The organism is Aquabacterium sp. (genome assembly GCF_050725395.1).
In the GTDB taxonomy this organism is placed as follows: Bacteria; Pseudomonadota; Gammaproteobacteria; order Burkholderiales; family Burkholderiaceae_C; genus Aquabacterium.
The window spans coordinates 61,072-81,570 of sequence record NZ_JBOHHL010000020.1 but is presented as its reverse complement, the minus strand read 5'-3'; the positions used below and the strand labels follow the sequence as shown (position 1 = coordinate 81,570).

At 64.1% G+C, this 20,499-nt stretch carries 17 protein-coding genes; 8 read left to right on the top strand and 9 right to left on the bottom strand.

All coding sequences use genetic code 11. The annotated features are described in order from the left end of the window. Positions 1-176 precede the first annotated feature (176 nt). On the top strand, positions 177-1,973 hold the full coding sequence (locus tag ACREB4_RS13515) for a diguanylate cyclase (RefSeq protein WP_431588746.1): 1,797 nt from the start codon (positions 177-179) through the stop codon (positions 1,971-1,973). Between the two features lie 62 nt (positions 1,974-2,035). Then, the gene (locus ACREB4_RS13510; RefSeq protein WP_431588745.1) at positions 2,036-2,275 is read left to right on the top strand and encodes a hypothetical protein; all 240 of its coding nucleotides are present in this window, start codon (positions 2,036-2,038) and stop codon (positions 2,273-2,275) included. Positions 2,276-2,329: 54 nt separating this feature from the next. Here ACREB4_RS13510 and ACREB4_RS13505 read toward each other — a convergent pair whose 3' ends face one another. Beyond that, positions 2,330-4,573, bottom strand: coding sequence for a catalase (locus ACREB4_RS13505; protein WP_431588744.1), 2,244 nt, complete (start codon positions 4,571-4,573; stop codon positions 2,330-2,332). A 207-nt stretch (positions 4,574-4,780) separates the two neighbouring features. Between ACREB4_RS13505 and ACREB4_RS13500 the strand changes: the two genes are divergently transcribed. After that, positions 4,781-5,311, top strand: a complete 531-nt coding sequence (locus tag ACREB4_RS13500; RefSeq protein ID WP_431588748.1) for a DUF421 domain-containing protein — start codon at positions 4,781-4,783, stop codon at positions 5,309-5,311. Here ACREB4_RS13500 and ACREB4_RS13495 read toward each other — a convergent pair. The 6 genes from ACREB4_RS13495 to ACREB4_RS13470 all read right to left on the bottom strand — a co-directional run bounded on the left by ACREB4_RS13495 (position 5,284) and on the right by ACREB4_RS13470 (position 12,562). After that, a complete protein-coding gene (locus ACREB4_RS13495; RefSeq protein WP_431588743.1) occupies positions 5,284-5,574 on the bottom strand; it encodes a DUF1488 family protein in 291 nt (96 codons plus the stop codon). The two genes, ACREB4_RS13500 and ACREB4_RS13495, sit on opposite strands and share 28 nt — an antisense overlap. 118 nt (positions 5,575-5,692) lie before the next feature. Then, positions 5,693-6,376 carry a response regulator gene (locus ACREB4_RS13490; RefSeq protein ID WP_431588742.1) on the bottom strand — a complete coding sequence of 228 codons (684 nt, stop codon included), beginning with the start codon at positions 6,374-6,376 and terminating at the stop codon, positions 5,693-5,695. Beyond that, a complete protein-coding gene (locus ACREB4_RS13485; protein WP_431588741.1) occupies positions 6,369-9,896 on the bottom strand; it encodes a CheR family methyltransferase in 3,528 nt (1,175 codons plus the stop codon). Before ACREB4_RS13485 ends, ACREB4_RS13490 begins: the two co-directional genes overlap by 8 nt. Positions 9,897-9,931: 35 nt before the next feature. After that, positions 9,932-10,846, bottom strand: coding sequence for a glycosyltransferase family 2 protein (locus ACREB4_RS13480; protein ID WP_431588740.1), 915 nt, complete (start codon positions 10,844-10,846; stop codon positions 9,932-9,934). Next, entirely contained in the window at positions 10,843-11,517 is a 675-nt protein-coding gene (locus ACREB4_RS13475; protein ID WP_431588739.1) for a PIG-L deacetylase family protein, read from the bottom strand. The genes ACREB4_RS13480 and ACREB4_RS13475 overlap by 4 nt, the downstream gene beginning before the upstream one ends. 19 nt (positions 11,518-11,536) lie before the next feature. Next, on the bottom strand, positions 11,537-12,562 hold the full coding sequence (locus ACREB4_RS13470) for a UDP-glucuronic acid decarboxylase family protein (RefSeq protein WP_431588738.1): 1,026 nt from the start codon (positions 12,560-12,562) through the stop codon (positions 11,537-11,539). 133 nt (positions 12,563-12,695) lie between these two features. Between ACREB4_RS13470 and ACREB4_RS13465 the strand changes: the two genes are divergently transcribed. The 3 genes from ACREB4_RS13465 (at position 12,696) to ACREB4_RS13455 (ending at position 15,746) form a co-directional block, all read left to right on the top strand. Beyond that, positions 12,696-14,072, top strand: a complete 1,377-nt coding sequence (locus ACREB4_RS13465) for an NAD(P)/FAD-dependent oxidoreductase (protein ID WP_431588737.1) — start codon at positions 12,696-12,698, stop codon at positions 14,070-14,072. Between the two features lie 71 nt (positions 14,073-14,143). Continuing rightward, the gene (gene rfaE1 / locus ACREB4_RS13460) at positions 14,144-15,118 is read left to right on the top strand and encodes a D-glycero-beta-D-manno-heptose-7-phosphate kinase (RefSeq protein ID WP_431588736.1); all 975 of its coding nucleotides are present in this window, start codon (positions 14,144-14,146) and stop codon (positions 15,116-15,118) included. Continuing rightward, positions 15,105-15,746: a D-sedoheptulose-7-phosphate isomerase gene (locus tag ACREB4_RS13455; protein ID WP_431588735.1), complete on the top strand. Its 642-nt coding sequence runs from the start codon at positions 15,105-15,107 to the stop codon at positions 15,744-15,746. The genes rfaE1 and ACREB4_RS13455 overlap by 14 nt, the downstream gene beginning before the upstream one ends. A 15-nt stretch (positions 15,747-15,761) precedes the next feature. Here the strand turns inward: ACREB4_RS13455 and ACREB4_RS13450 are convergent, their stop codons facing one another. After that, positions 15,762-16,277, bottom strand: coding sequence for an adenylyltransferase/cytidyltransferase family protein (locus ACREB4_RS13450; protein ID WP_431588734.1), 516 nt, complete (start codon positions 16,275-16,277; stop codon positions 15,762-15,764). Positions 16,278-16,407: 130 nt separating this feature from the next. Here ACREB4_RS13450 and ACREB4_RS13445 point away from each other — a divergent pair, with 130 nt between their 5' ends. Continuing rightward, positions 16,408-17,538: a glycosyltransferase family 9 protein gene (locus tag ACREB4_RS13445; RefSeq protein WP_431588733.1), complete on the top strand. Its 1,131-nt coding sequence runs from the start codon at positions 16,408-16,410 to the stop codon at positions 17,536-17,538. Further along, positions 17,513-18,595 carry a glycosyltransferase family 9 protein gene (locus ACREB4_RS13440; protein ID WP_431588732.1) on the top strand — a complete coding sequence of 361 codons (1,083 nt, stop codon included), beginning with the start codon at positions 17,513-17,515 and terminating at the stop codon, positions 18,593-18,595. The genes ACREB4_RS13445 and ACREB4_RS13440 overlap by 26 nt, the downstream gene beginning before the upstream one ends. Before the next feature lie 7 nt (positions 18,596-18,602). Here the strand turns inward: ACREB4_RS13440 and ACREB4_RS13435 are convergent, their stop codons facing one another. Next, complete coding sequence (locus ACREB4_RS13435; protein ID WP_431588731.1) at positions 18,603-20,480, bottom strand: ABC transporter ATP-binding protein; 1,878 nt, start codon at positions 20,478-20,480, stop codon at positions 18,603-18,605. Positions 20,481-20,499 lie beyond the last annotated feature (19 nt).

Sequence of the window (20,499 nt, the reverse complement as noted above, 5' to 3'; positions counted from 1 at the left end):
TCCACACTCAAGCTTGAAAATGAAATCGCCTCGGGAGTTCAGGCAATATCAACGGCGCGCAAACCAGCCCGATGGGGCCGCGCTACATTGCGCATAGACCGTGTCCGGGGATAGGGGGGCAAGATCATGCTCGGCGGCGCAGACAGCGCGAACAACTCGCCGAAACGCTGGCGAAAATGCGCAAACTTGCCACGCACGATGGGCTCACCGGACTGCATAACCGTGGCCACATGCAGACCTTGCTGGAGGATGAGGTGCGCCGACAGGCTCGCAATGGGCGTCCCTTCTGCGTGGCGATCCTCGACATCGATCATTTCAAGCAGGTCAATGACCGTTTTGGGCACGCGGTGGGTGACACAGTATTGCGTCACTTCGCGGCCTTGGGCCGAGTCGCCTTCCCGGGGCCAACCGACATACTGGCCCGTTGGGGAGGCGAAGAGTTCCTTCTGATCATGCCGGAGACCACGCTGGTGGACGCGCAAGCAGCCGTGGCGCACATGCGCGACCTGGTCAAGCTGTACGACTGGCGGCGGCATCACCCGGATCTCAACGTGGCCTTCTCTGCAGGCGTGTGTGAACACGAGGGGACACGAGCGATGGAGACCACCCTCGAATTGGCTGATCAAGCGCTGTACCAGGCCAAGCGGCTCGGACGAGACCGGATTGAGACAGCCAGGCCATCTGCCCCCTCGGACCAGGAATCCCGGGCGCGTCCGGCCCGCGACACAGTGGCTTCATTTCAAGTGTTGCACCAGGCGGTGGCGGCGCATCTTCCGCAGCCCGACGACATGGATGAGCTCCCCGCTGCCACAATTGTTCGCCCTGCGGGGGGCGCTGCGGCCAGAGCGAGGTCCGGTTGGACCGCATGGGGACTGGCAGGTTTGTGGTGGGGACCAGATCCTGCCTTGCACCAGTCGCTGCGACTGTGCCTGGTTTCCAGCGTGGTCTACCTGTCGCTGGCGCTCGTGAGTCTGACCTACGCCATCCCCCATGGGCTCGTTGAGGAGAAGATCGGGCATCTGTTCATTGTTCATCAGTTGATCGGGGCGCTTGTGCCATATGCTGTCATCCGCAGCGGTCTGACTGTGCAGTTGGCCGATCGGGCATTGCTGGTGCCCCAGATGCTTTGGGCATTCGGCGGGCTGGCCATTGCCTTCGCCGTGGTGCCAACCACCCGCGCATACGACTTGCAGATATTTTGTGTCGTGATGGTCTTCGGTTTTCTGGACCTGCAGCCACGTCAGGCGATCTCAATGGGGGCGACTGCCATTGGTTTATTGGCGCTGTCGTACACATACCTCCTGATCGCTCAGCCATCTGATTTTCAATGGGTCCGCGATGGCGTGGGCGTTGCCAGCGCATTCGTGGTGCTATCCCTGCTGTCGCTTCAGTCCCGCAATTTCGCTCTGGTGCGCAACCGGGCAAGGGATCAAAAGCGAGCGCTGCTGGTTGCTTCCGAAGAGGTCCAACGGTTGATGACGCGGGATGCGCTGACCGGTCTGTTTGCCCGGCGGCACATGCAGCGCCTCATGACGCAGGAGTGCGAGCGTCACGCCCGCTCGGGGCACAGCTTTTGCGTGGTATTGATTGACTTGGATCACTTCAAGCAGATCAACGATACCTACGGGCATCAGGTTGGGGACGAGGCACTGATGGGGTTTGCGCAGGAGGCCGTGTCCGTGCTGCGAAACACCGACGTCATCGGGCGCTGGGGCGGTGAGGAATTCGTGCTGCTGCTCTCTGATGCAGAACCAGCACAAGCGGGTTTCCAGGCATCCGAGCGCCTACGGCAGCACGTGGCCTCACGGCGCCTTTGTCCAAAGGCGCCTGATTTGAGAGTGTCGTATTCGGCTGGTGTAGCCCAGCACAGGCCGGGAGAGACACTGGGCCAGTTGCTGGAACGTGCTGACATGGCGCTGTATGCCGCGAAGGCACGTGGGCGCAACTGCAGCGTGCTATCGCCGCCCGAATGACTGCGGTTGCCTTTGGGTATGGCGTTTGCAACTTGCATCGAACTACATTTCAGGAGAAAGCGATGCGCACACCAAAGATCAAAACACTTGTCTTGCTTGGATTGGTGGGAGCTTGGGCTCTCAAAAATCAACAGCGCAGGAAAGCAAAAGAGGCAGGAGCCCAAGCGAGTCCCCACACCTTGGCCTCGTTGGTGGATGACTTTCCGGATGGAAGCCAGGATCAGAAAGTGCCAACCGCTGAAAATCCTTTCCCCAAAGGGAATCCGACGGTGATTCCCACCGGCGCCGGCCCCGGCGGTTGAGCATGGCATGAGTGGGCGCCATGACGGCGCCCACTGTTGTCGCCAAGACCCTTGTCAGGCAGGCATCGCCTTGGTGGCCCTTTCCCAATGGCGATGGACCGCAATGTCGGAGATGAACGTGCGGGCAAGCGCCGCTGCATCGCTCGCCGTGCTGACACCAGCAGCGGTGCTTGACGCTGGCATTGTTCCAAGCACACCCGCGGCGGCAAGCAACTCACGCCCTTCGCCGAGCGCTCCAATGGCCTTTGAGTGTTTGTACGCCTCACTGACAAAGTGAACCGCATTGCCATAAGCCTTGAGCGCCGTGACGCTGGCGCCCCCGCCGGGGATGAACACCGCGTCGAACACGACAGACGGCATGGTGACGATCAGTTCATCGACACTGACGCTGCCACCGCCCGCGCTTCGCAACGTGCCCAGATGCGGCGCGAGCACCTTCACCACCGCGCCTGCCTTGGTCAGTTCTGCCTTGACCACCTGCAAGCCTGCACCATCCACGCCGTCGGTCGCCAGGATGGCAATCTTGCGGCCGACGATCGCTTTGGGATTGCCACGCGCAATCATGCTCAGCGCCGGGGATGGCGCGTAGCGCTTGTTGCCCACGCGTGGGCTCGCCGCTGGCACGGGCACACCGAGGACCTCGGCCACTTTGGCCGCGAGATCGCGGTCGACGTTGACGAGGTTCGACAGCATGCGCAGCCGCACCGCCGGCACGGTGACCTTGCCCAGTTCGAATTGCAAAGCCTCGATGATGTGCTGCTGTTCGACTTTGGTCTGGCTTTGCCAGAACAAGGTGGCCTGGGAGTAATGGTCCGCGAAGGTTTCTGAGCGATGACGCAGCTTGACGCCTGAAACCGGTTCCGGATAGGAGCTGAACCCGCCTCGCGCTGCCGGGACTTCCTGGATGGGCGGCACATCAATGGAGCTGGGTTCGTAGTTCACCCGGCCCTTGGCGATGGTCTGGCGGTGAAAGCCGTCTCGCTGCAAGTTGTGGAAGGGGCAGATGGGCCGGTTGATGGGAATTTCGTGAAAGTTCGGGCCACCCAGGCGCGTCAGCTGGGTGTCGACGTACGAGAACATGCGTCCCTGCAGCAATGGGTCATCCGTGACATCGATGCCGGGAACCAGGTTGCCTGTGTGAAAGGCCACTTGCTCGGTTTCGGCGAAATAGTTGTCGGGGTTCCGATTGAGGGTCAACTTGCCCACGGGCTGGACCGGCACCAGCTCTTCCGGAATGAGCTTGGTGGCGTCAAGCAGGTCGAAGCCAAAGCGGTCGGCATCGGATTCCTCGATGACTTGCAGGCCCAATTCCCACTGCGGGAAGTCCTTGGCCGCGATCGCGTCGGCCAGGTCGCGCCGGTGGAAATCGGGATCCTTGCCGCCCAGCTTTTGGGCCTCGTCCCAGGCCAGGCCGTGAACGCCCTTCAGCGGCTTCCAATGGAATTTGACGAAGCGGCTTGTGCCGTGCGCGTTGATCATCCGGAAGGTGTGGACCCCAAAGCCTTCCATCATTTGGTAGGACCTGGGAATCGCCCGGTCGGACATGATCCACATGACCATGTGGGTGGATTCCGGCATCAAGGAAATGAAATCCCAGAAGGTGTCGTGGGCCGTGGATGCCTGGGGAATCTCACGGTCGGCCTCTGGTTTCGCCGCATGGACGAGGTCTGGAAACTTGATGGCATCCTGGATGAAGAAGACCGGGATGTTGTTGCCGACCAGGTCATGGTTGCCTTCGTCGGTGTAGAACTTGACGGCGAATCCACGCACATCGCGGGCAGTGTCGGCGGAGCCTCGCGAACCGGCCACCGTTGAGAAGCGGACGAACACCGGTGTCTTCTTGCCCCCGACGGCCAGGAAGTTGGCCTTGGTGAGGTGGGCGAGCGATCCGTAGGTCTCGAAGACGCCATGGGCTGCGGCGCCGCGGGCGTGAACGACCCGCTCGGGAATGCGCTCGTGGTCGAACGACGTCATCTTCTCGCGGAACAACTGGTCTTCGAGCAGGCTGGGTCCGCGCAAGCCAGCCTTCAGGGTATTTTGGTTGTCGGCGATCTTGACCCCTTGATTGGTCGTGAGTGCCTGACCCGCGTCGACCGAGGTCTCTCGTGCCAAATCTTCTGCCTTGTTCGTGATGGCCGAACCCGCGGCGGGTGGCAGCGTGGGCTGTGCCGCGGGCGCGTTGTTCACCATCATGGGGGCGACGACGGCCCCCGCCGTGGTGACCCCTGCGGTGCCAAGAAAACGGCGGCGCGAGGCGTCGGCGGGCGTATTGCCCCCGGGATTTTGAGAAGTGGGCATTGTGGAAATCCGTGTGTTCGTCAGCCCTGGTGCCGACCTTGTCTAGACAGCGCAACAAACCTCCATTGCGCACCCATGGCAACCGTCCAACCCGGAAGTACTGGGTCAAAAGAAAGGTGCCAGGCACGCGAGAGCAAACAGCATTCCCGGAACGTCATGGGCATTTCAATTGCTCGACGATGGCATCTGAACTCCGGATTGATGGCCATGACGGCGCACGAGTTGATCAACCTTTTCACGTTCACCATGTCTCCTTGGGAGTTGTTGATCCGTGGCACAGCGATGTATTGGTTCCTCTTCCTGATCTTCCGATTTGTATTGCGGCGGGATGTGGGGTCCATCGCCATTTCGGATGTGCTGCTGCTGGTCATCGTCGCGGACGCTTCTCAAAACGCCATGGCGGGTGAGTACAAGTCGGTGGCCGACGGCATGGTGCTTGTGGGGACGATCGTCGGGTGGAACTACGCCCTGGATTGGGCGGCATTTCGATTCGAGTCAGTCCACCGGTTCTTAGAGCCGCCCAAACTTCCTTTGATTCGCCATGGGCAGGTTCTGCACCGCAACTTGCGGCAAGAGTTTCTCAGCTTGGACGACTTGATGAGTGAGCTGCGCAAGCAGGGTGTGGACGATGTCCGCGTGGTCCGGCATGCCTACATGGAAGGCGATGGACACATCAGCGTGCTTCGTGCGCGTGGCCAGGAACAGGAAAGTCACAGGGCCGAGGACCCCGTTAAATAGAGCGAGCTTTGAAGTTGAGGTTCATGGCCCCGCAAAACGACCACCGGCCAGATGGGCTGGAGGTGGTGCAGGACCAGGGCGGCTTCGTCGATCAGGGCCTGGTGCTGTCGATAGGCCCGGATCCAGTCATCAGGTTCGGCAGAAGCGCCGAAATGCCTTTCAAGCGCTTCTTTCAGGATCACGGCTTTCAGCACCTGTCCGTCATCATTGACGGTGAACTGCACGCCTTGCATGACGTTGCAAAGCTGTACTTTTTTAGCCATGGGGGATCCGATTCGACTGGAGGGCGGTGGCTCGAGGAACTGGCCTCACCATGCCAGCAATGGACGGTTTGCGCACCCCGGGCAGATGCCGGTCGAGCCCGGGCTTTCCCCGGGTTGGTCAGCCTTCGTCGGGGGTCTGTTCTTCCTTGAGCCACCCCCGCGCCAAGGCGTGGCGCACGATGTCGGTCCGGCTGCGCAGGTTCAGTTTTCTCAGGGCGGTGGATTTGTACGATTCGACCGTCTTGATGCTGAGGCCCAGTTCGGTGGCCACCTCTTTGTTGCTTTGTCCCCAGGCGATCAGCTTGAGGACTTGCTCCTCGCGATCCGCCAGGTTGGGTATCGAACCGGCTGACGGCAACAGGCCAGCTTCGTCTTGGCCAGCCAGCCGAGACAGCAGTTGCCCCGACAGGCTCGGGTCGATCCAGGTGTCGCCGGTGGCCGCGGCCCGGATCGCACTGATGAGGGCGTCGCCAGCGCTGCGCTTGAGCACATAGGCGGATGCGCCCGCCCGGAACATGCGCTGCATGTAGCCCCGGTCGGCGTGCCGGGTCAAGGCGACGACGCGGGTGTGGTGCTGCTCGCGGCGGATGGCTTCTGCGGCGTCCGCCCCGCCCATGTCAGGCATGGACACGTCCAGCACGGCCACGTCCGGGTGAAGCAGTTTGGCTTTTTCCACCGCCTCGCGGCCGCTGCCCACCTGCGCCACGATTTCCATGTCCGGCTGGGATTCGATCAGCGCGGCCAGGCCCTCGCGGAGGATTGCGTGGTCATCGGCCAGCAAGAGGCGCAATTTTTCACCCATGGCGATCTCCTTGGCCGGCTGACATGGGCAAGGTCAGGTAAACCGTGGTGCCTTGCCCTTGGCCCGATTCAATTTCGATCTGGCCGGCGACCATCAAGGCCCGTTCGGTCATGCTCCGCAGGCCCATGCCTCGGCGTTGCTCGCCTTCCAGCGCAGCGGTCCGTTCAAAGCCCTTGCCGTTGTCTTCGACGATGATGCGCAGGTCATTGTGCCTGCGCTCGATGATCAGGCCCACGCGGGTGGCGCCGGCATGCTTGTGGACGTTGGTCAAGGCCTCCTGCACCACGCGGTAGGCGGTGGTTTCCAGCGCTTCGGGCAGGCGCTCGCGGCCAACGCCCCGCGTCTGGAAGTCGACCTTGATGTTGGTGTCGGCCGACCAGCCCTCCAGGTGCCGCCGGAGGGCGTCCTGCAGTCCCAGGTCATCCAGCGAGGTGGGCCGCAATTCATGCGAGAGGCGGTCGAGCGCATCTTCCAGGCGCAGCAAGGCGGCCTGAGAACGGGTCAACTGGTCCCTCACCTCGGGTGAGCATTCGGCGTGGTCCATGATGGCCTTCAGGCCGATGCCCAGCAAGGCCATGTGCTGGCCCAGGGTGTCGTGCAGCTCGCGTGAAATGCGACGTCGCTCGTCTTCCTGGGCGCCCACCAGCCGCCCGAGCAGGTCGCGCACACGTTGTTCGGCGGTGATGCGTTCCTGCACTTCGGATCGCAAGCTCGCGTTGGCCTGGGCCAAGTCGGCTGTGCGGGCCCGTACGCGGTCTTCCAACTCGTCACGGGCCAGCCTCAAGGCCTCTTCGTTGCGCTTTCTTTCGGTGATGTCCACGAAGGTCAGCACGACGCCGGCGATGTGGTCCTCGATGGTGCGGTAGGGCAGCAGGCGGGCCAGGAAATAAGTGCCGTCGGACTGGCTGACCTCTCGCTCGACGGGCACCAGCTGTTCCAGCACGGCAGTCTCATCGGCGCCCAGCTGTGCGTAGTCGAGTTGCGTGGTCAGGTCGGTCAGGGGCCGGCCGATGTCGCTGGGGATGAGGTTGAACAAGGCCACCGCTGGCGGTGTGTAGCGCGTGATGCGCAACTGGCGGTCCAGGAAGATGGTGGCGATCGCCGTGGCACCCATCAGGTTGTGGAGGTCGCTGTTGGCGTGGCCGAGTTCATCGACCTTGCTTTTGAGTTCCAGGTTGACGGTGCTCAACTCCTCGTTGATGGACTGGAGTTCTTCGCGGCTGGTTTCAAGTTCTTCCGTGGCCGAACGCAACTCTTCGTTCATGGCCTGCAATTCTTCGTTGCTGGACTTGAGCTCTTCGTTGGAAGCTTCATATTGCTCGACCGTGTCGCTCAGGTAGAGCTTCAGGCGCTCGAGTTCGCGGTCGAGTTGCCGGGCCAGTGGATCGGGCTCCGGCTCACTTTGGGCGTGGGGCAGCTGCGGCGCCTCTGAGGCCGACAGGGGCTTTGCATCGAAAACGACAAGGAAGAAATCTGGTGCGGCCTCACCGGCTGGCGCAACCCGCAGCGTGATCTGGGATTGCTCCGAGCCGATGTCCACCGGCACCGGGCCCGACTCTGCCAAGCCACCTGTCTGGGCAGCCCGGTACAGGGCCGCGCGCAGTTCGATGCGCAAGGCAGGGTGAACGGCGCGGAGCAGGTTTTTCGTGAGTTCGCCACCGCTGTACTGGAGGAAGCGGCCGGCGGTTTCCGACAGGTGCACGATGTCGTGCTCGGCGTTGACGATCAAAGAGGGAGGCGCCAGCCGCTCGATGAGTTTGAAGTGCAATTCGCCCCAGGAGACTGGCCGTGTCGACGAGGGTTCGGTCAGGCTCCGGATCAAGGGCCGGGCGTGGTCGAAGGCCTTGCCGGCGATCACTGGCACGTCCTTGGAGGCCAATTGCACTTCCAGGTTCAAGGCCAGCGTGCCGGGGCGGAAGGGCATGGGCAGGTTCGTGCGAGGCGCAGGCCAATGCGTGAACAAGCGGTGCTTCTTGTCGAGCACGGTAAACAGCGGGCTGCCCTCGTCCACCGACTCCGACGAACCCAGGAACATGCGCCCGCCGGGCTGCAAGGCGAAGTGGAAGATTTCAAGCGCCCTGGCTTGCGCCTCGCGGTTCAGGTAGATCAGCAGGTTGCGGCAGGACACCATGTCCAGCCTGGAAAACGGTGAATCCTTCAGCAGATCGTGCACCGCGAACAGCACCGTTTCGCGGATTTCGCGGCGCACACGGTAGCCGCGGTGCTCTTTGGTGAAGAAGCGGTTCAGGCGTTCTTCGGAGACATCGGCGGCGATGGTTTCGGGATAGACGCCATTGCGCGCGACGTTGATGGCCTCGCCATCCAGGTCGGTGGCGAAGATCTGCAGCAGTGGGGGCGCGTCCAGCTTGCGCGCGTATTCGTGCAGCAGCATGGCGATCGAATAGGCCTCTTCGCCTGTGGCGCACGCTGCCACCCAGATGCGCACGGCATCGCCATGTGCCTTGTCCTTGAACAGCTCGGGGATGACGGCTTCCAGGGCGGCGAAACAGTCGCTGTCGCGGAAGAAATTGGTGACGCTGATCAACAAGTCTTGCAACAAGGCGCCCGATTCGCCAGGGTTGGCGCGCAGCAGCGCCAGATAAGCGACCAGGTCATCCACGCCATTGACCTGCATGCGCCGACCCAGTCGGCGCAGCACCGTGGCGCGTTTGTAGTAAGAGAAATCACGGCCCGTGCGGGTGCGCAGGAAGGTGAGCACATCGCGCAGGGCGGCCTCCTTGTCTTCCTGGTTGCGGTTGGGCGGATCGACCGGCTTGGGCCCGTCTTCGGCGGGCAGGCGGACTTCGCCTTCCATGCGCTGATAGTTGATCAGGCGCGCGGGCATGTCCTTGGCCGACAGAACCCAGTCGACCATGCCCGTGTCGATCGCGGCCCGGGGCATGCCCTGGTGCTCGGCCTCGTAAGGGTCTTGCGCCACCGTCAAACCGCCACGCTCCTTGATGCGCTTGATGCCGATGGCGCCATCGCCGTCGGCGCCGGACAGGACGATGGCCGAGGCGTGGGGGCCGTGGGTTTCGGCGAGGGTGCGGAAGAACAGGTCCACCGCGACCCGCTTGCCTCGCTCATGGACCAGGTCGGACAGGCGCAAATAACCATCGGCGGCGGACAGCGCCTTGCCCGGCGGAATCACGTACACGCAGTTGGGCTCGACCTTCTGGGGGCCCGTGACTTCCATCACCCGCATGCTGGTGGCGCGTTGCAGCAAGCTGGCCAGACGGCTTTCGTGATCGGGCGACAGGTGCAGGATGACCACGAAGACCATGCCCGAGTCAGATGGCATGGCCTCGAAGAACGCTTGCAAGGCGGTGATGCTGCCCGCCGAGCCGCCCAGGCCCACGATGGGCTGAAGCTTGAAGCCGCGCGATGGAACAACGTTGTCCAGGGTGCTGGCCAGGTCTTGCTCGGCATGGTCGGCGGGCAAGAGTTCGCCCGGCCGCGCGCTGTCCACGCTGTCGGATGGGGAACCATTGCTGAAGTGGCCAGGCTGGTCGTCGTTCATGGGCGTCTTTTCAAATCAAGCCGCCCATCCTACCTTTACGCAAGGCGATTCAGGGCCTGCCGTGATGTCGGGGTGGCGGGTTCCAGCCCCGCGCAGAAGACCTGGTGGTGCATCAGATACACCTTGGCCGGCACCACCTTGCGGCGGGCGATGGCCCAGGGCAGACCGCTCAGGGCTTCCTTCAGAAAAGGCAGCAGGAAGCCGCCTGCGCGGCTTTCCCTCAACACGGCGCGGGTGTGAAGCCACACCCCCGTCCAGGGCAGGCGCATGACGGCGATCCACAGGCGATTGCGGGCCACCGCGATGCGCCGTGCCCGGTTGTCGCGCTGGGGCGAAGGGTGGTGGTGGAGGACCATGTCGGCCACATAGGCCATCTGCCAACCCTGGGCCGCCATGTCCAGCGCCAGCAAGGCTTCCTCGGCACCCAGGAAAAGCCTGGGTTCGTAGCCGCCAGCGCCCACGAAGGCATCGACCAGCATCACCACCGCGCCGGCCATGAAGGCGATGAGCGCCGGCCCGGGCAGGTTGTGGCCGTGCAAGGGGCTGTTGGCCATGCGTTGGCAGGTGGGGTCTTCCTCCTGGCGGTCGCCCACGAGCACACGGGCCGACAAGGCGCCGACGCCAGCATGGCGGTCCATCAGGTCGCAGGCCAAGGCGAGTGAGCCGGGGGCCCACCAGGTGTCGTCGTCGCAAAAGGCCACGTAGCGGGTCCGCACCTTGGCCACGCCCAGGTTGCGCCCTGCGGCGCCCAGGTTTCGATCAGACCGAACGACATCAATGCCCTCAAACTTCCCTGTGATGGCGTTCACGACACCGGGTGTGGAAGCGTTGTCGACCACGATGAGGTGGGGACGCTCGGGCAGGGCGCTCAAGTGGCGCAGGGTTCTTTCCAGTTCGAGGGGGCGGTTGTGGGTCAACAGCACGATGCTGATTCGCGGGTCATCGGTCATCTTTGGTCCTCTTGAAATGCGTCTGGTTTCAGCGCAATGTCCCAGCTTCGTTCGGGTGCGAAAACGTCGTCGTAACCGGCGTCGCCAAAGGCGCGCAACTGGCTGCGGTAGGCCGCCACGGCGTCGCGCTTGGCCTCTGTCGGCGCGGATGCCGTCGAGGCCACTGGCGTGACTTCGAGCCCGGCGGTGGCCAGTTCCGCCAGACGTTGCTGCAGCAAACCTTTCATGCGGCGGTAAAGCGCATCCTCGTAGACCAGCGCCCGGTGGTGCGGGCACTCGCGCAGCGCCTGCAATGCCGCTTCATGGACCAGGAAGTGGTCCGAATGGAACAGGCCCATCGGGAAAAGGACGGTGTCGGCCGGCATGTCGCGCAGCACGCTGACGAGCTTGGCGCAGACCTGGTCGACCGTCGGGGGGCTGCCGTACTGGCTGTCGACGAAATCCAGCCAGAGGGGGTGCGCTTGCAAGCGGGCCAGGGCGTTCCGGTCTTCTTCCAGCCTGGCCAGCATCGCTTGCCTTGCATGGCTGAATCCGCATTGGCGATCCCAGTCGGTGAGGCGGTCTGAATCCAGCGGCATTCCGGTGAACACCGTGATCACGGTGCTGCCGACGGCTTGGCCGAGCATCTGGCCGCAAGCGAACACACCGTCGTCCAGGTGAGGCGAGATCACCACCATCGTGTGCGGGCCGTCATTGATGGATGTGGGTGCCCGCCGTGGCCGCCACCAGCGAATGCAGTCCGCGGGCAGCCTGGAAATCGCCGCCGTTGAGCAAGGCCTCGAAATAAGCGATGGTGCTGCGCAGGCCCTCCTCAAGTTCCACCGTGGGCGACCATCCGAGTTGTTCCCGGGCCAGGCTGATGTCCGGGCACCGCTGCACGGGATCGTCGGCGGGCAAGGGCTGGTGCACGATCGGCGAGCTGGAGCCCGTCATCTCGATGACCAGCTCGGCCAGCGACCGCACCGTGAACTCTTGCGGATTGCCCAGGTTGACGGGGCCCGTGAAGGTGTCCGGTGTGTCGTGCATGAGCCTCAGGCACCCTTCGATGAGGTCATCGCGGTAACAGAACGAGCGGGTCTGCTGGCCCTCTCCGAAGACCGTGATGGGCTGGTTGCGCAAGGCTTGAACGATGAAATTGGAGACCACCCGTCCATCGTTGGGGTGCATGCCGGGACCGTAGGTGTTGAAGATGCGCATGACCTTGATGCGCAGTTGGTGTTGCCGGTGGTAGTCGAAGAACAGGGTCTCCGCGCAGCGCTTGCCTTCGTCGTAACAGGAGCGGAACCCACAAGGATTGACGTGGCCCCAGTACGCTTCAGGCTGGGGATGCAGTTGCGGGTCGCCATAGACCTCGCTGGTCGAGGCCTGCAGGATCTTGGCCTTGACCCGCTTGGCCAGGCCCAGCATGTTGATGGCGCCATGCACGCTGGTCTTGGTGGTCTGGACGGGGTCCCGCTGGTAGTGGATGGGAGAAGCCGGGCACGCGAAGTTGAAGATCTCGTCCACCTCGATGTACAGCGGCATGGTCACGTCGTGGCGTATCAATTCGAAGCGGGGATGGTCGAGCAGGTGCTCGATGTTTCGGCGGGTGCCGGTGAAGAAGTTGTCGACGCAGATGACTTCGTGCCCCAGACCCAGCAGACGCTCGCACAGGTGGGACCCGAGAAATCCCGCGCCTCCGGTGACGAGGATGGCTTTCCTTTCAAGTTCCTTCATGTCGCGGTGCCTCCTGGCTGATCTGGGTTTTGCCGCGGGGCAAACGGCATACCAGGCGGACCATCCCGTGCATAAACAGCAGGCGCGGGAATTGCCGCCCGAGGGCTTCCAAAGACTGCTCCCAAGGTTGACCATGCTGCCCAAGTCCCGGCCCGCTTCTCCGCCCTTGCTTTCCCTCGTCCCTCCGTCCACCGGGCCCTTGCGTCGCACGAAGACGCACAGCATCGTGATCGTCGGCGGTGGAGCCGGTGGATTGGAGCTGGCCACACGGCTGGGGGATGCCTTTCGGCGCCATGGCGGTGCGCAGGTGCTCTTGATCGACCGGGCCTTGAAGCACCTGTGGAAACCTTTGCTGCACGAAGTGGCGGCGGGCAGCCTGGACATGGCCAACAACGAGGTGGACTACCTGGCGCATGCGAGGCGCCATCACTTCCAATACCAATTGGGGGACGTGGATGGCCTCGACAGAGAGGGGCGGCAAGTCTGGCTGGCTCCCTTGCTCGACGATGAAGGCCAGACAATCGCGCCTCGGCGTTCCGTGCCTTACGACACCTTGGTCCTCGCCCTGGGCAGCCGGGTCAACGACTTCGGCATCCCGGGTGTGCAAGAACATGCCATGCCTTTGAACACGCCCGATGACGCGCGGCAATTTCACCAACGCCTTTTCTGGGCCTGCGTGCGTGCGGAGTCGGACGCCTCGGCACACGTGGACATCGCGATCATCGGCGCGGGCGCGACCGGGGTGGAGCTGGCCACGGAGCTGCGCAGCACCTTGCGCGACTATGCGCAGTACGCCTGGTCGGGCAAATCCCTTGAGAAGCAGGTGCGCATCACCTTGATCGAGGCCGGCCCCCGGATTCTGGGGGCCTTGCCGGACAAGCTCGCCGCGACCGCGCTGGCCGAACTGCAGGAGCAGGGCATCGCGGTGCTGACCAATCAACGTGTCAACGAAGTGACCGAGAAAGGCGTGGCCTGCCCTGACGGGCGCTTCGTTCCTGCGCAGCTGGTGGTGTGGGCCGCGGGTATCAAGGGACCAGAGTTGATCAAGAATTTGGCCGGACTGGAGGCCACCAAAGGGAACCAACTGGTGGTGCGGCCGAGTCTGCAAACCACCCAGGATGAACGGGTCTTCGCCATGGGTGATTGCGCATCCTGCATCCTGCCTGGGCGCGAGCGGCCGGTGCCGCCGCTGGCCCAGGCGGCGCAGCAACAGGCGCGGTTCCTGGCCTCGTCCCTGCGCCGCGTGGTGGCAGGGCGGCCGCCGCTGGACCGCTTTCAGTTCCACGACCGGGGCTCGGTGATTTCGCTGGGCCATGACAACGCGGCTGGGAGCATCGTGGGCTTCCTCACGGGGCGCAGGTTTTCCATCCAGGGCTTGTTCGCCAAGATGACGTATTGGCTGCTGTACCGCCGCTACCTGGTTGCCTTGCATGGCGTACTGCGCATGCTCCTGACCACGGCGGGTGACTGGCTGGTGCGCACCGGTCACCGCCGTGTGAAGCTGCATTGAGGCCGTTTGGGCTCGACTCATTTGGGCACAGGCGTTGCTATGCGGATCTGCCATTGACTTGCGGTGTTGCCATGCGCCATTCCAATTCTGCCGACCCAGCATCCCAGCCCATTGACATGGTGGCCTCCGGCGCCATGCGCATCCTCGTGGTGGGGGACTCGATGCTGGACCATTACTGGGACGGTTCGGTCGATCGCATTTCACCCGAGGCGCCCGTGCCCATCTTGTCGGTGGCTGATCGGCGCTCGGTGCCAGGCGGGGCGGCCAACGTGGCCGTCAACCTCGCGGCCTTGGGCGCGCAGGTGACGCTGCTGTCTCTGGTGGGCAGAGATGAAGCGGCCGATCACCTGGAGTCGATGCTGGAGGCGCAAGGCGTCTACCTGGAGCGCGTGGCCGACCAGAACTACAGCACCACGCAAAAGATCCGCTGTGTGAGCCGGCGCCAGCAGTTGCTGAGGGCTGACTTCGAAATGGCGCCGCCACCCTCCATGTTGACCTTGCTGGCCCACCGCTACTCGGCCTTGTTGCCGGGCCATGATTTGGTGGTGCTGTCCGACTACAACAAGGGCGCCTTGCAAGAGTGTCAGCCCTTGGTCAAAGGGGCGCGTGACCTGGGCAAGCAGGTGCTGGTCGATCCCAAGGGCCGCGACTACTTCCGCTACGCGGGTGCCACCTTGATCAAGCCCAACCTTCACGAGTTCAAAGCCTGTTCGGGAGAGTTCTCGGACGAGGCGCAGTTTTGCCGACGCGCGCAGGTGTTGCGGAAAAAGCTGCGCATCGACCACCTGCTGGTGACGCGCGGTGAGCAGGGCATGAGCCTCTTCAATGAAAACAGCGTGCACCACCAGCCAGCCCGTGTGCGCGATGTCTACGACGTCAGTGGGGCAGGTGACACGGTGCTGGCGACCATGGCCTACCTGATGGCCCAGGGTGAGCCGGTGGTGCAAGCCATGAAGTGGGCCAGCGCCGCCGCAGGCATCGTGGTGGGCAAGTTTGGAACATCGTCCGTGACCATGAAGGAGCTGCAAGCCCATGCTGACCTCTGAAACGAGCCGATTGGTGGACGTGCGCTCGGCGCCCCAGGACCTGGACCAGCGCTCCCTGTTCGAGCGCAACTGGGCCGAGCACCAATTGGTGTTCGGGCTGGTGGCCGGGTTGCGAAGCGTCGTGGAAGAGACCGGCCTGGTGCTGGCCGACTGCCTGGCGCGCGGCGGCAAGATAATGCTGTGCGGCAACGGGGGCTCGGCAGCCGACTGCCAGCACATCGCCGCCGAGCTGACCGGGCGTTTCTTGAACGACCGGGCACCTTTGGCCGCACTGGCTTTGACCACCGACACGTCCGCCTTGACCTGCATCGCCAACGACTACGAATTCGCCGACGTGTTTGCGCGCCAGGTCAGGGCGTTGGGGCGGCCTGGTGACTGCCTGGTGGGCATCTCAACCTCGGGCAATTCAAAGAACATCGTGATGGCGGCGAGCGCGGCGATCGACCTGGGCATCGGCACCATCGCTCTCACGGGGCAGGGCGGCGTGTTGTCGCACCTTTGCGATCACACGGTCGCCGTGCCCAGTGGCGTGACGGCGCGGGTTCAGGAGGCGCACATCTTCATTGGTCACACATGGTGTGGCTTGATCGAGCAAAGCCTGGCGAGCCGGGGCGTGCTCAGCCAGTGAGTGAGGGGCGCCCGATCAGGCGCCAGCCTGGATGCGGGCGATGACCTGGCTGCTGGATTGGCCTGGCAGGTACTCGATGGCCAGGCTTTGGCCGCCCCAGGTTTGCACCAGCCGGGTCTCTTCGAGCTGGGCCATGTCGTAGTCACCGCCTTTCACGTACCAGTCGGGCTTGATCTCGGACAGCAGTTGCACGGGCGTGAGCTCGTCGAACAGCGTCACCAGGGAAACGCTTTCCAGCGCGGCCACGACCCACGCGCGGTCGCATTCATTGTTGATGGGGCGCGATGGGCCTTTGCCAAGCTGGCGCGCCGAGGCGTCGCTGTTCAATGCCACGATGAGGCTCGCCCCCAGGCGCCTGGCCTGGTCAAGGTAAGTGACATGGCCACGGTGGAGCAGGTCGAACACGCCGTTGGTGAAGACCCAGGGACGGGGCAACTGCGTCAACTTCTGCGGGAGTTGCTCGCGGGCTTGGAATTTGAGTGGCCATTGGGCCTTGGGCATGGTCATGGCTGTGGGGCAAGCAGCTTTCATGCTTGGTCAATGGCATGCCACACCTTGAGCCATTGCTGGAAATGCTTGAAAACCGGTGTGTAAGAAATGCCCGGCCAGGCCTTTTTATGCAGTGGTTTGCATGGGCACATGCTTTGCCAATGTCCACGCCATGATCCACCCAGCCCCCTCCAGCCCTCCAATCAATGAACGGTGGAAAGGTGTGCGTCGCCTGTTGGTCATCCGCCTGGACAACCTCGGCGACGTGTTGATGACCACGCCTGCCATCGTGGCCTTGCGCCGTGCCTGGCCTCAGGCGCATATCACCGTGCTGACCTCGCCATCGGGGGCCATGCTGGCGCCTCACTTGAGCGTGGTCGATGAAGTCATGGCGGCGACGGTGCCCTGGATGAAGGGCGCGCCTCTGCGGCGGCCCATCGATCCCGAGGGCTTTGACTTGGTCGAACGTGTCCGCGCTGGCGGCCACGACGCCGCCGTCATTTTCACCACCGCCAGCCAATCCCCCCTGCCCATGGCCATGGTGTGCTGGCAGGCCGGCGTGCCCCTGTGCCTGGCCCATTGCCGTGAGAACCCTTATGAGTTGTTGAGCGATTGGGTCGGCGACCAGGAGGTGGTGCACGACGGCATGCGCCATGAGGTGCGGCGGCAACTGGACCTGTTGTCGGCCATTGGCGTGCATTCGCCTGAGGGGAGCATGGTGTTCGAACTGCGCCCGGCCGACCAAGCGGGTGCGCAGGCCCACCTCAAACGGATTGGCCTTCCGGTTGGACATGCGTTCGTGCTGATGCATCCCGGGGCCACGGCACCGTCGAGGCGGTATCCCGCCACTTTGTTCGGCCAGGCGATGGGCAAGCTCGTGCAAAGAGGTTTGACCGGTGTGTTCGTGGGCAGCGGTGATGACGCCGAGCTGGTGCGCGAGGCCCATGCCGCGGCGGGTGGCCAGGGGCTGGTCCTGCTGGATCAGCTCACCTTGGGCGAACTGGGCGCCCTGATCCAACAAGCGTCGGTGCTGGTCTGCAACAACAGTGGCCCAGCCCACCTGGCCGCGGCTGTGAGCACGCCGGTGGTCGACCTGTATGCCCTGACCAACCCGCAGCACACGCCCTGGCAGGTACCGTCGCGTGTGCTGTACCACGATGTGCCTTGCCGAAACTGTCTGCGCAGCGTGTGTCCGCAAGGTCACCATGCTTGCCTGCGCGAGGTGGCCCCAGCGGCGGTGGCCGATGCGGTGATGGACTTGCTCGAATCGTCTGCCCATGAACAGTCGCGGCCCGCTGCCTGACAAGCCGCCGGGCCAAGCGCTGGAGGGCGTGCGCCGCATCGCCGTGTTCCGCGCGCTGGTGTTGGGCGACATGATCTGCGCTGGCCCCGCGCTGCGGGCCTTGAGGGCACGCTTTCCAGAAGCGCACATCTCATTGGTCGGATTGCCGTGGGCGCACGAATGGGTGCGCCGCACGGCCAGCATCGACGATTTCATCGAGTTCCCTGGCCACCCCGACCTGCCCGAGCGTCCGGTGGATGTGGCCGCGTTGCCGGCTTTCATGGCAGGCATGCAGGCCCGGCATGTCGACCTGGCGGTGCAACTGCATGGCAGTGGTCAGACGGTGAACGCCTTGCTGGCAACCTGGGGCGCGCGACAAGTGGCGGCATTCTGTGAGCCGGGCCAGTATTGCCCGAACCCTGAGCTGAGTTGCCAGTGGCCCAAACACGGCACCGAAGTGCAGCGCCTGTTGGCTTTGACCGACGTGCTGGGCGCACCGCGTTTGGGCGAAGGGTTGGAGTGGACCGTTCGCGATGAAGACCGCAACGAAGCAGTTGCTTTGCTGAAGGCCCATGGCGCCGATCCCGAGCGCCCTCATGTGTGCGTGCACGCCGGCGCCCAACTGGCCTCACGCCAGTGGATGCCCGAGTCCTTTGCCCACGTGGCAGACCAGCTCGCCTTGCAGGGCTTCACGGTGGTGCTCACAGGCGTGCCGCATGAGCAGGCACTGGGCCAACGTGTGCAGTCGGCCATGACCCAGCCCAGCGTCAACCTGGTGGGCCAGACCAGCCTCTGGAACATGGGGGCCCTGATCGAGCGCGCGCGGCTGCTGGTGTGCAACGACACGGGCGTGTCGCACGTGGCCTCGGCCCTGAAGACGCCGAGCGTGGTGATCAGTTGCGGCGGCGATGTCGACCGCTGGGCCCCGGTGGACCAGCAGCGCCACCAGGTGCTCTGGGTGCCCCGGGATTGCCGCCCTTGCAGCCATCCCGTGTGCCCCTATGCCCACGAATGCGCCACGGGCGTCACCACGACCGATGTGATGGCGGCCGTGGCCCGGGCTTTGGACCGGGCCTGAAGCGAGGTCAGGCCGCTGTCATTTCCAACACCGCGGGCACCGGTTGTTCGACCAACGGCTCGCCGACCGCGTCGTGGCGGCCCACCATCTCGCGGAAGATGGGCTGGCGCGCCAGCAGTTCGTCCACGGTGCCCGTGTCCAGCACTTCACCTTGCGCCATCAGCACCACGGTGTCGAAGTGCGAGAGCAGGCTCATGCGGTGCACCGAGGCCACGATGCAGGCACCGGGGAAGGCCTGGTCCAGCCGGCGGTGCACCTGGGCTTCGGTCAGCGGGTCGAGCGCGCTGGTGGGCTCGTCCAGCAGCAGCACCGAGCTGTCACGCGCGGCCAGCACACCGCGGGCCAGGCACAGACGCTGGCGTTGACCACCCGACAGGTTGAAGCCGCCTTCGGTGATCGGCGTGTCCAGTTTCGAAGGCATGCCGGCCAACACCGAGTGGAAGGAGCTCACGTGCATGGCCTGCTCGATGGCGGCGTCCTCATGCGGCAGGTCGAAGGCGATGTTCTCGCGCACGGTGGCTTCGAACACTTCGGCTTCCTGCGGGATCAGGGTGGCATAGGGCGCCAGCGAACGCTGGCCCATGGGCGCCACGCCATCGACCTCGATGTGGCCGTGGTGGGGTTCGTACAAGCCGGCCAGCACGCGCAACAAGGTGCTCTTGCCCGAGCCGCTGGGGCCGACCAGGGCGATGCGTTCGCCACGGCGCAGGCTGACCGACACCTTGTGCAGGCCGCCGCGTGGTGCCGCGCCTTCGGCAGGCGAGCCCTCGGGCAGGCCGCCCCCGTGGGCGTAGCTGATGTCGCACACGTCCAGGCGTTGCCAATCGTCGGCATTCAGCACCGAGTCGCGACCGCTGTCTTGCTGGATCATCTCCTTGCTTTGCGGGGCATTCCAGATCGGGTCGGCACTGGCGAAATCAGTGCGCACGCGGGCGAAGTTCTGGAAGTTGGCAGCGAGTGAGCCGATCACACTGCCGGCCTGGCCAGCGTATTGATAAACCATGAACAGGTTGCCCAGCAGCAAGGCGGTCTTGCTTTGCGTGTGCCAGGCGTAGGCGCACACCAGCACCCAGGTGAGGGTGATGGTCATCATGTCGACGGCGCACCATTTCCACTCGTTGAGCGTGATGCTGCGCTTGAGCGGCAGGAACACGGCGTCCAGGCGCTTGCCCAGCAGGCGGCGTGTGCTGGCCTGCAGGCGCAGGCTCATGATGGTCGAAATGTTGGACAGGCAGTCGAGCACGCCAGCGGCATAGCGGCGTTCAGCGGTGTTTTCCTCGACGGCCACTTTCATCAGCGCCCGGTCGAAGCTGATGATCACCAGGGCCACGCCGACGAAGCCGACCAGGGCGATGCCGCCGGCCAGTTCCGACAGCAGGGCCAGCGCGATCAGCGGGCCGAGCAGGTTGACGGCGTTCTGCAGGTAGATGAACTGGTTCTGCGCGAAGTTGGACAGGGCGTTGGTGGCCTGGTTCATGCGGTGCTGCACATCGCCGGAATGGTGGCGGTCGTGCCAGGCCAGTGGCGCGCGTGACAGTCGGGTGTACAGGGTGTCGGCCATCGACTGGCGCACGCGCACGCCCACCGAGCGTTCCAGCACGCGGCCGGGGCCGTGCAGCAGCCAGGTCAGGGCGTAGATGCCCAGGATCGCGGGGATCCACAATGCGGCGCCCTTGAAACCGCCAGCGCCGGCCTGCAAGTGGTTGATCGCTTGCGCCGCCAGGTAAGGCACCAGCAGCTTGACGACCTGAGAGCCGACCAGCAGGCCGGTGGAGGCGATCAGGCGGTGGCGCACGCCTTCAGCGTGTTTCCAGATTTGTCGGTAGAGGTCGAGGATGCCGGTGTTCGAAGTCGGGAGGTCGGCAGAGGCGGCAGAAAGGGGCATGTGGGCGTCGATCCAGTGA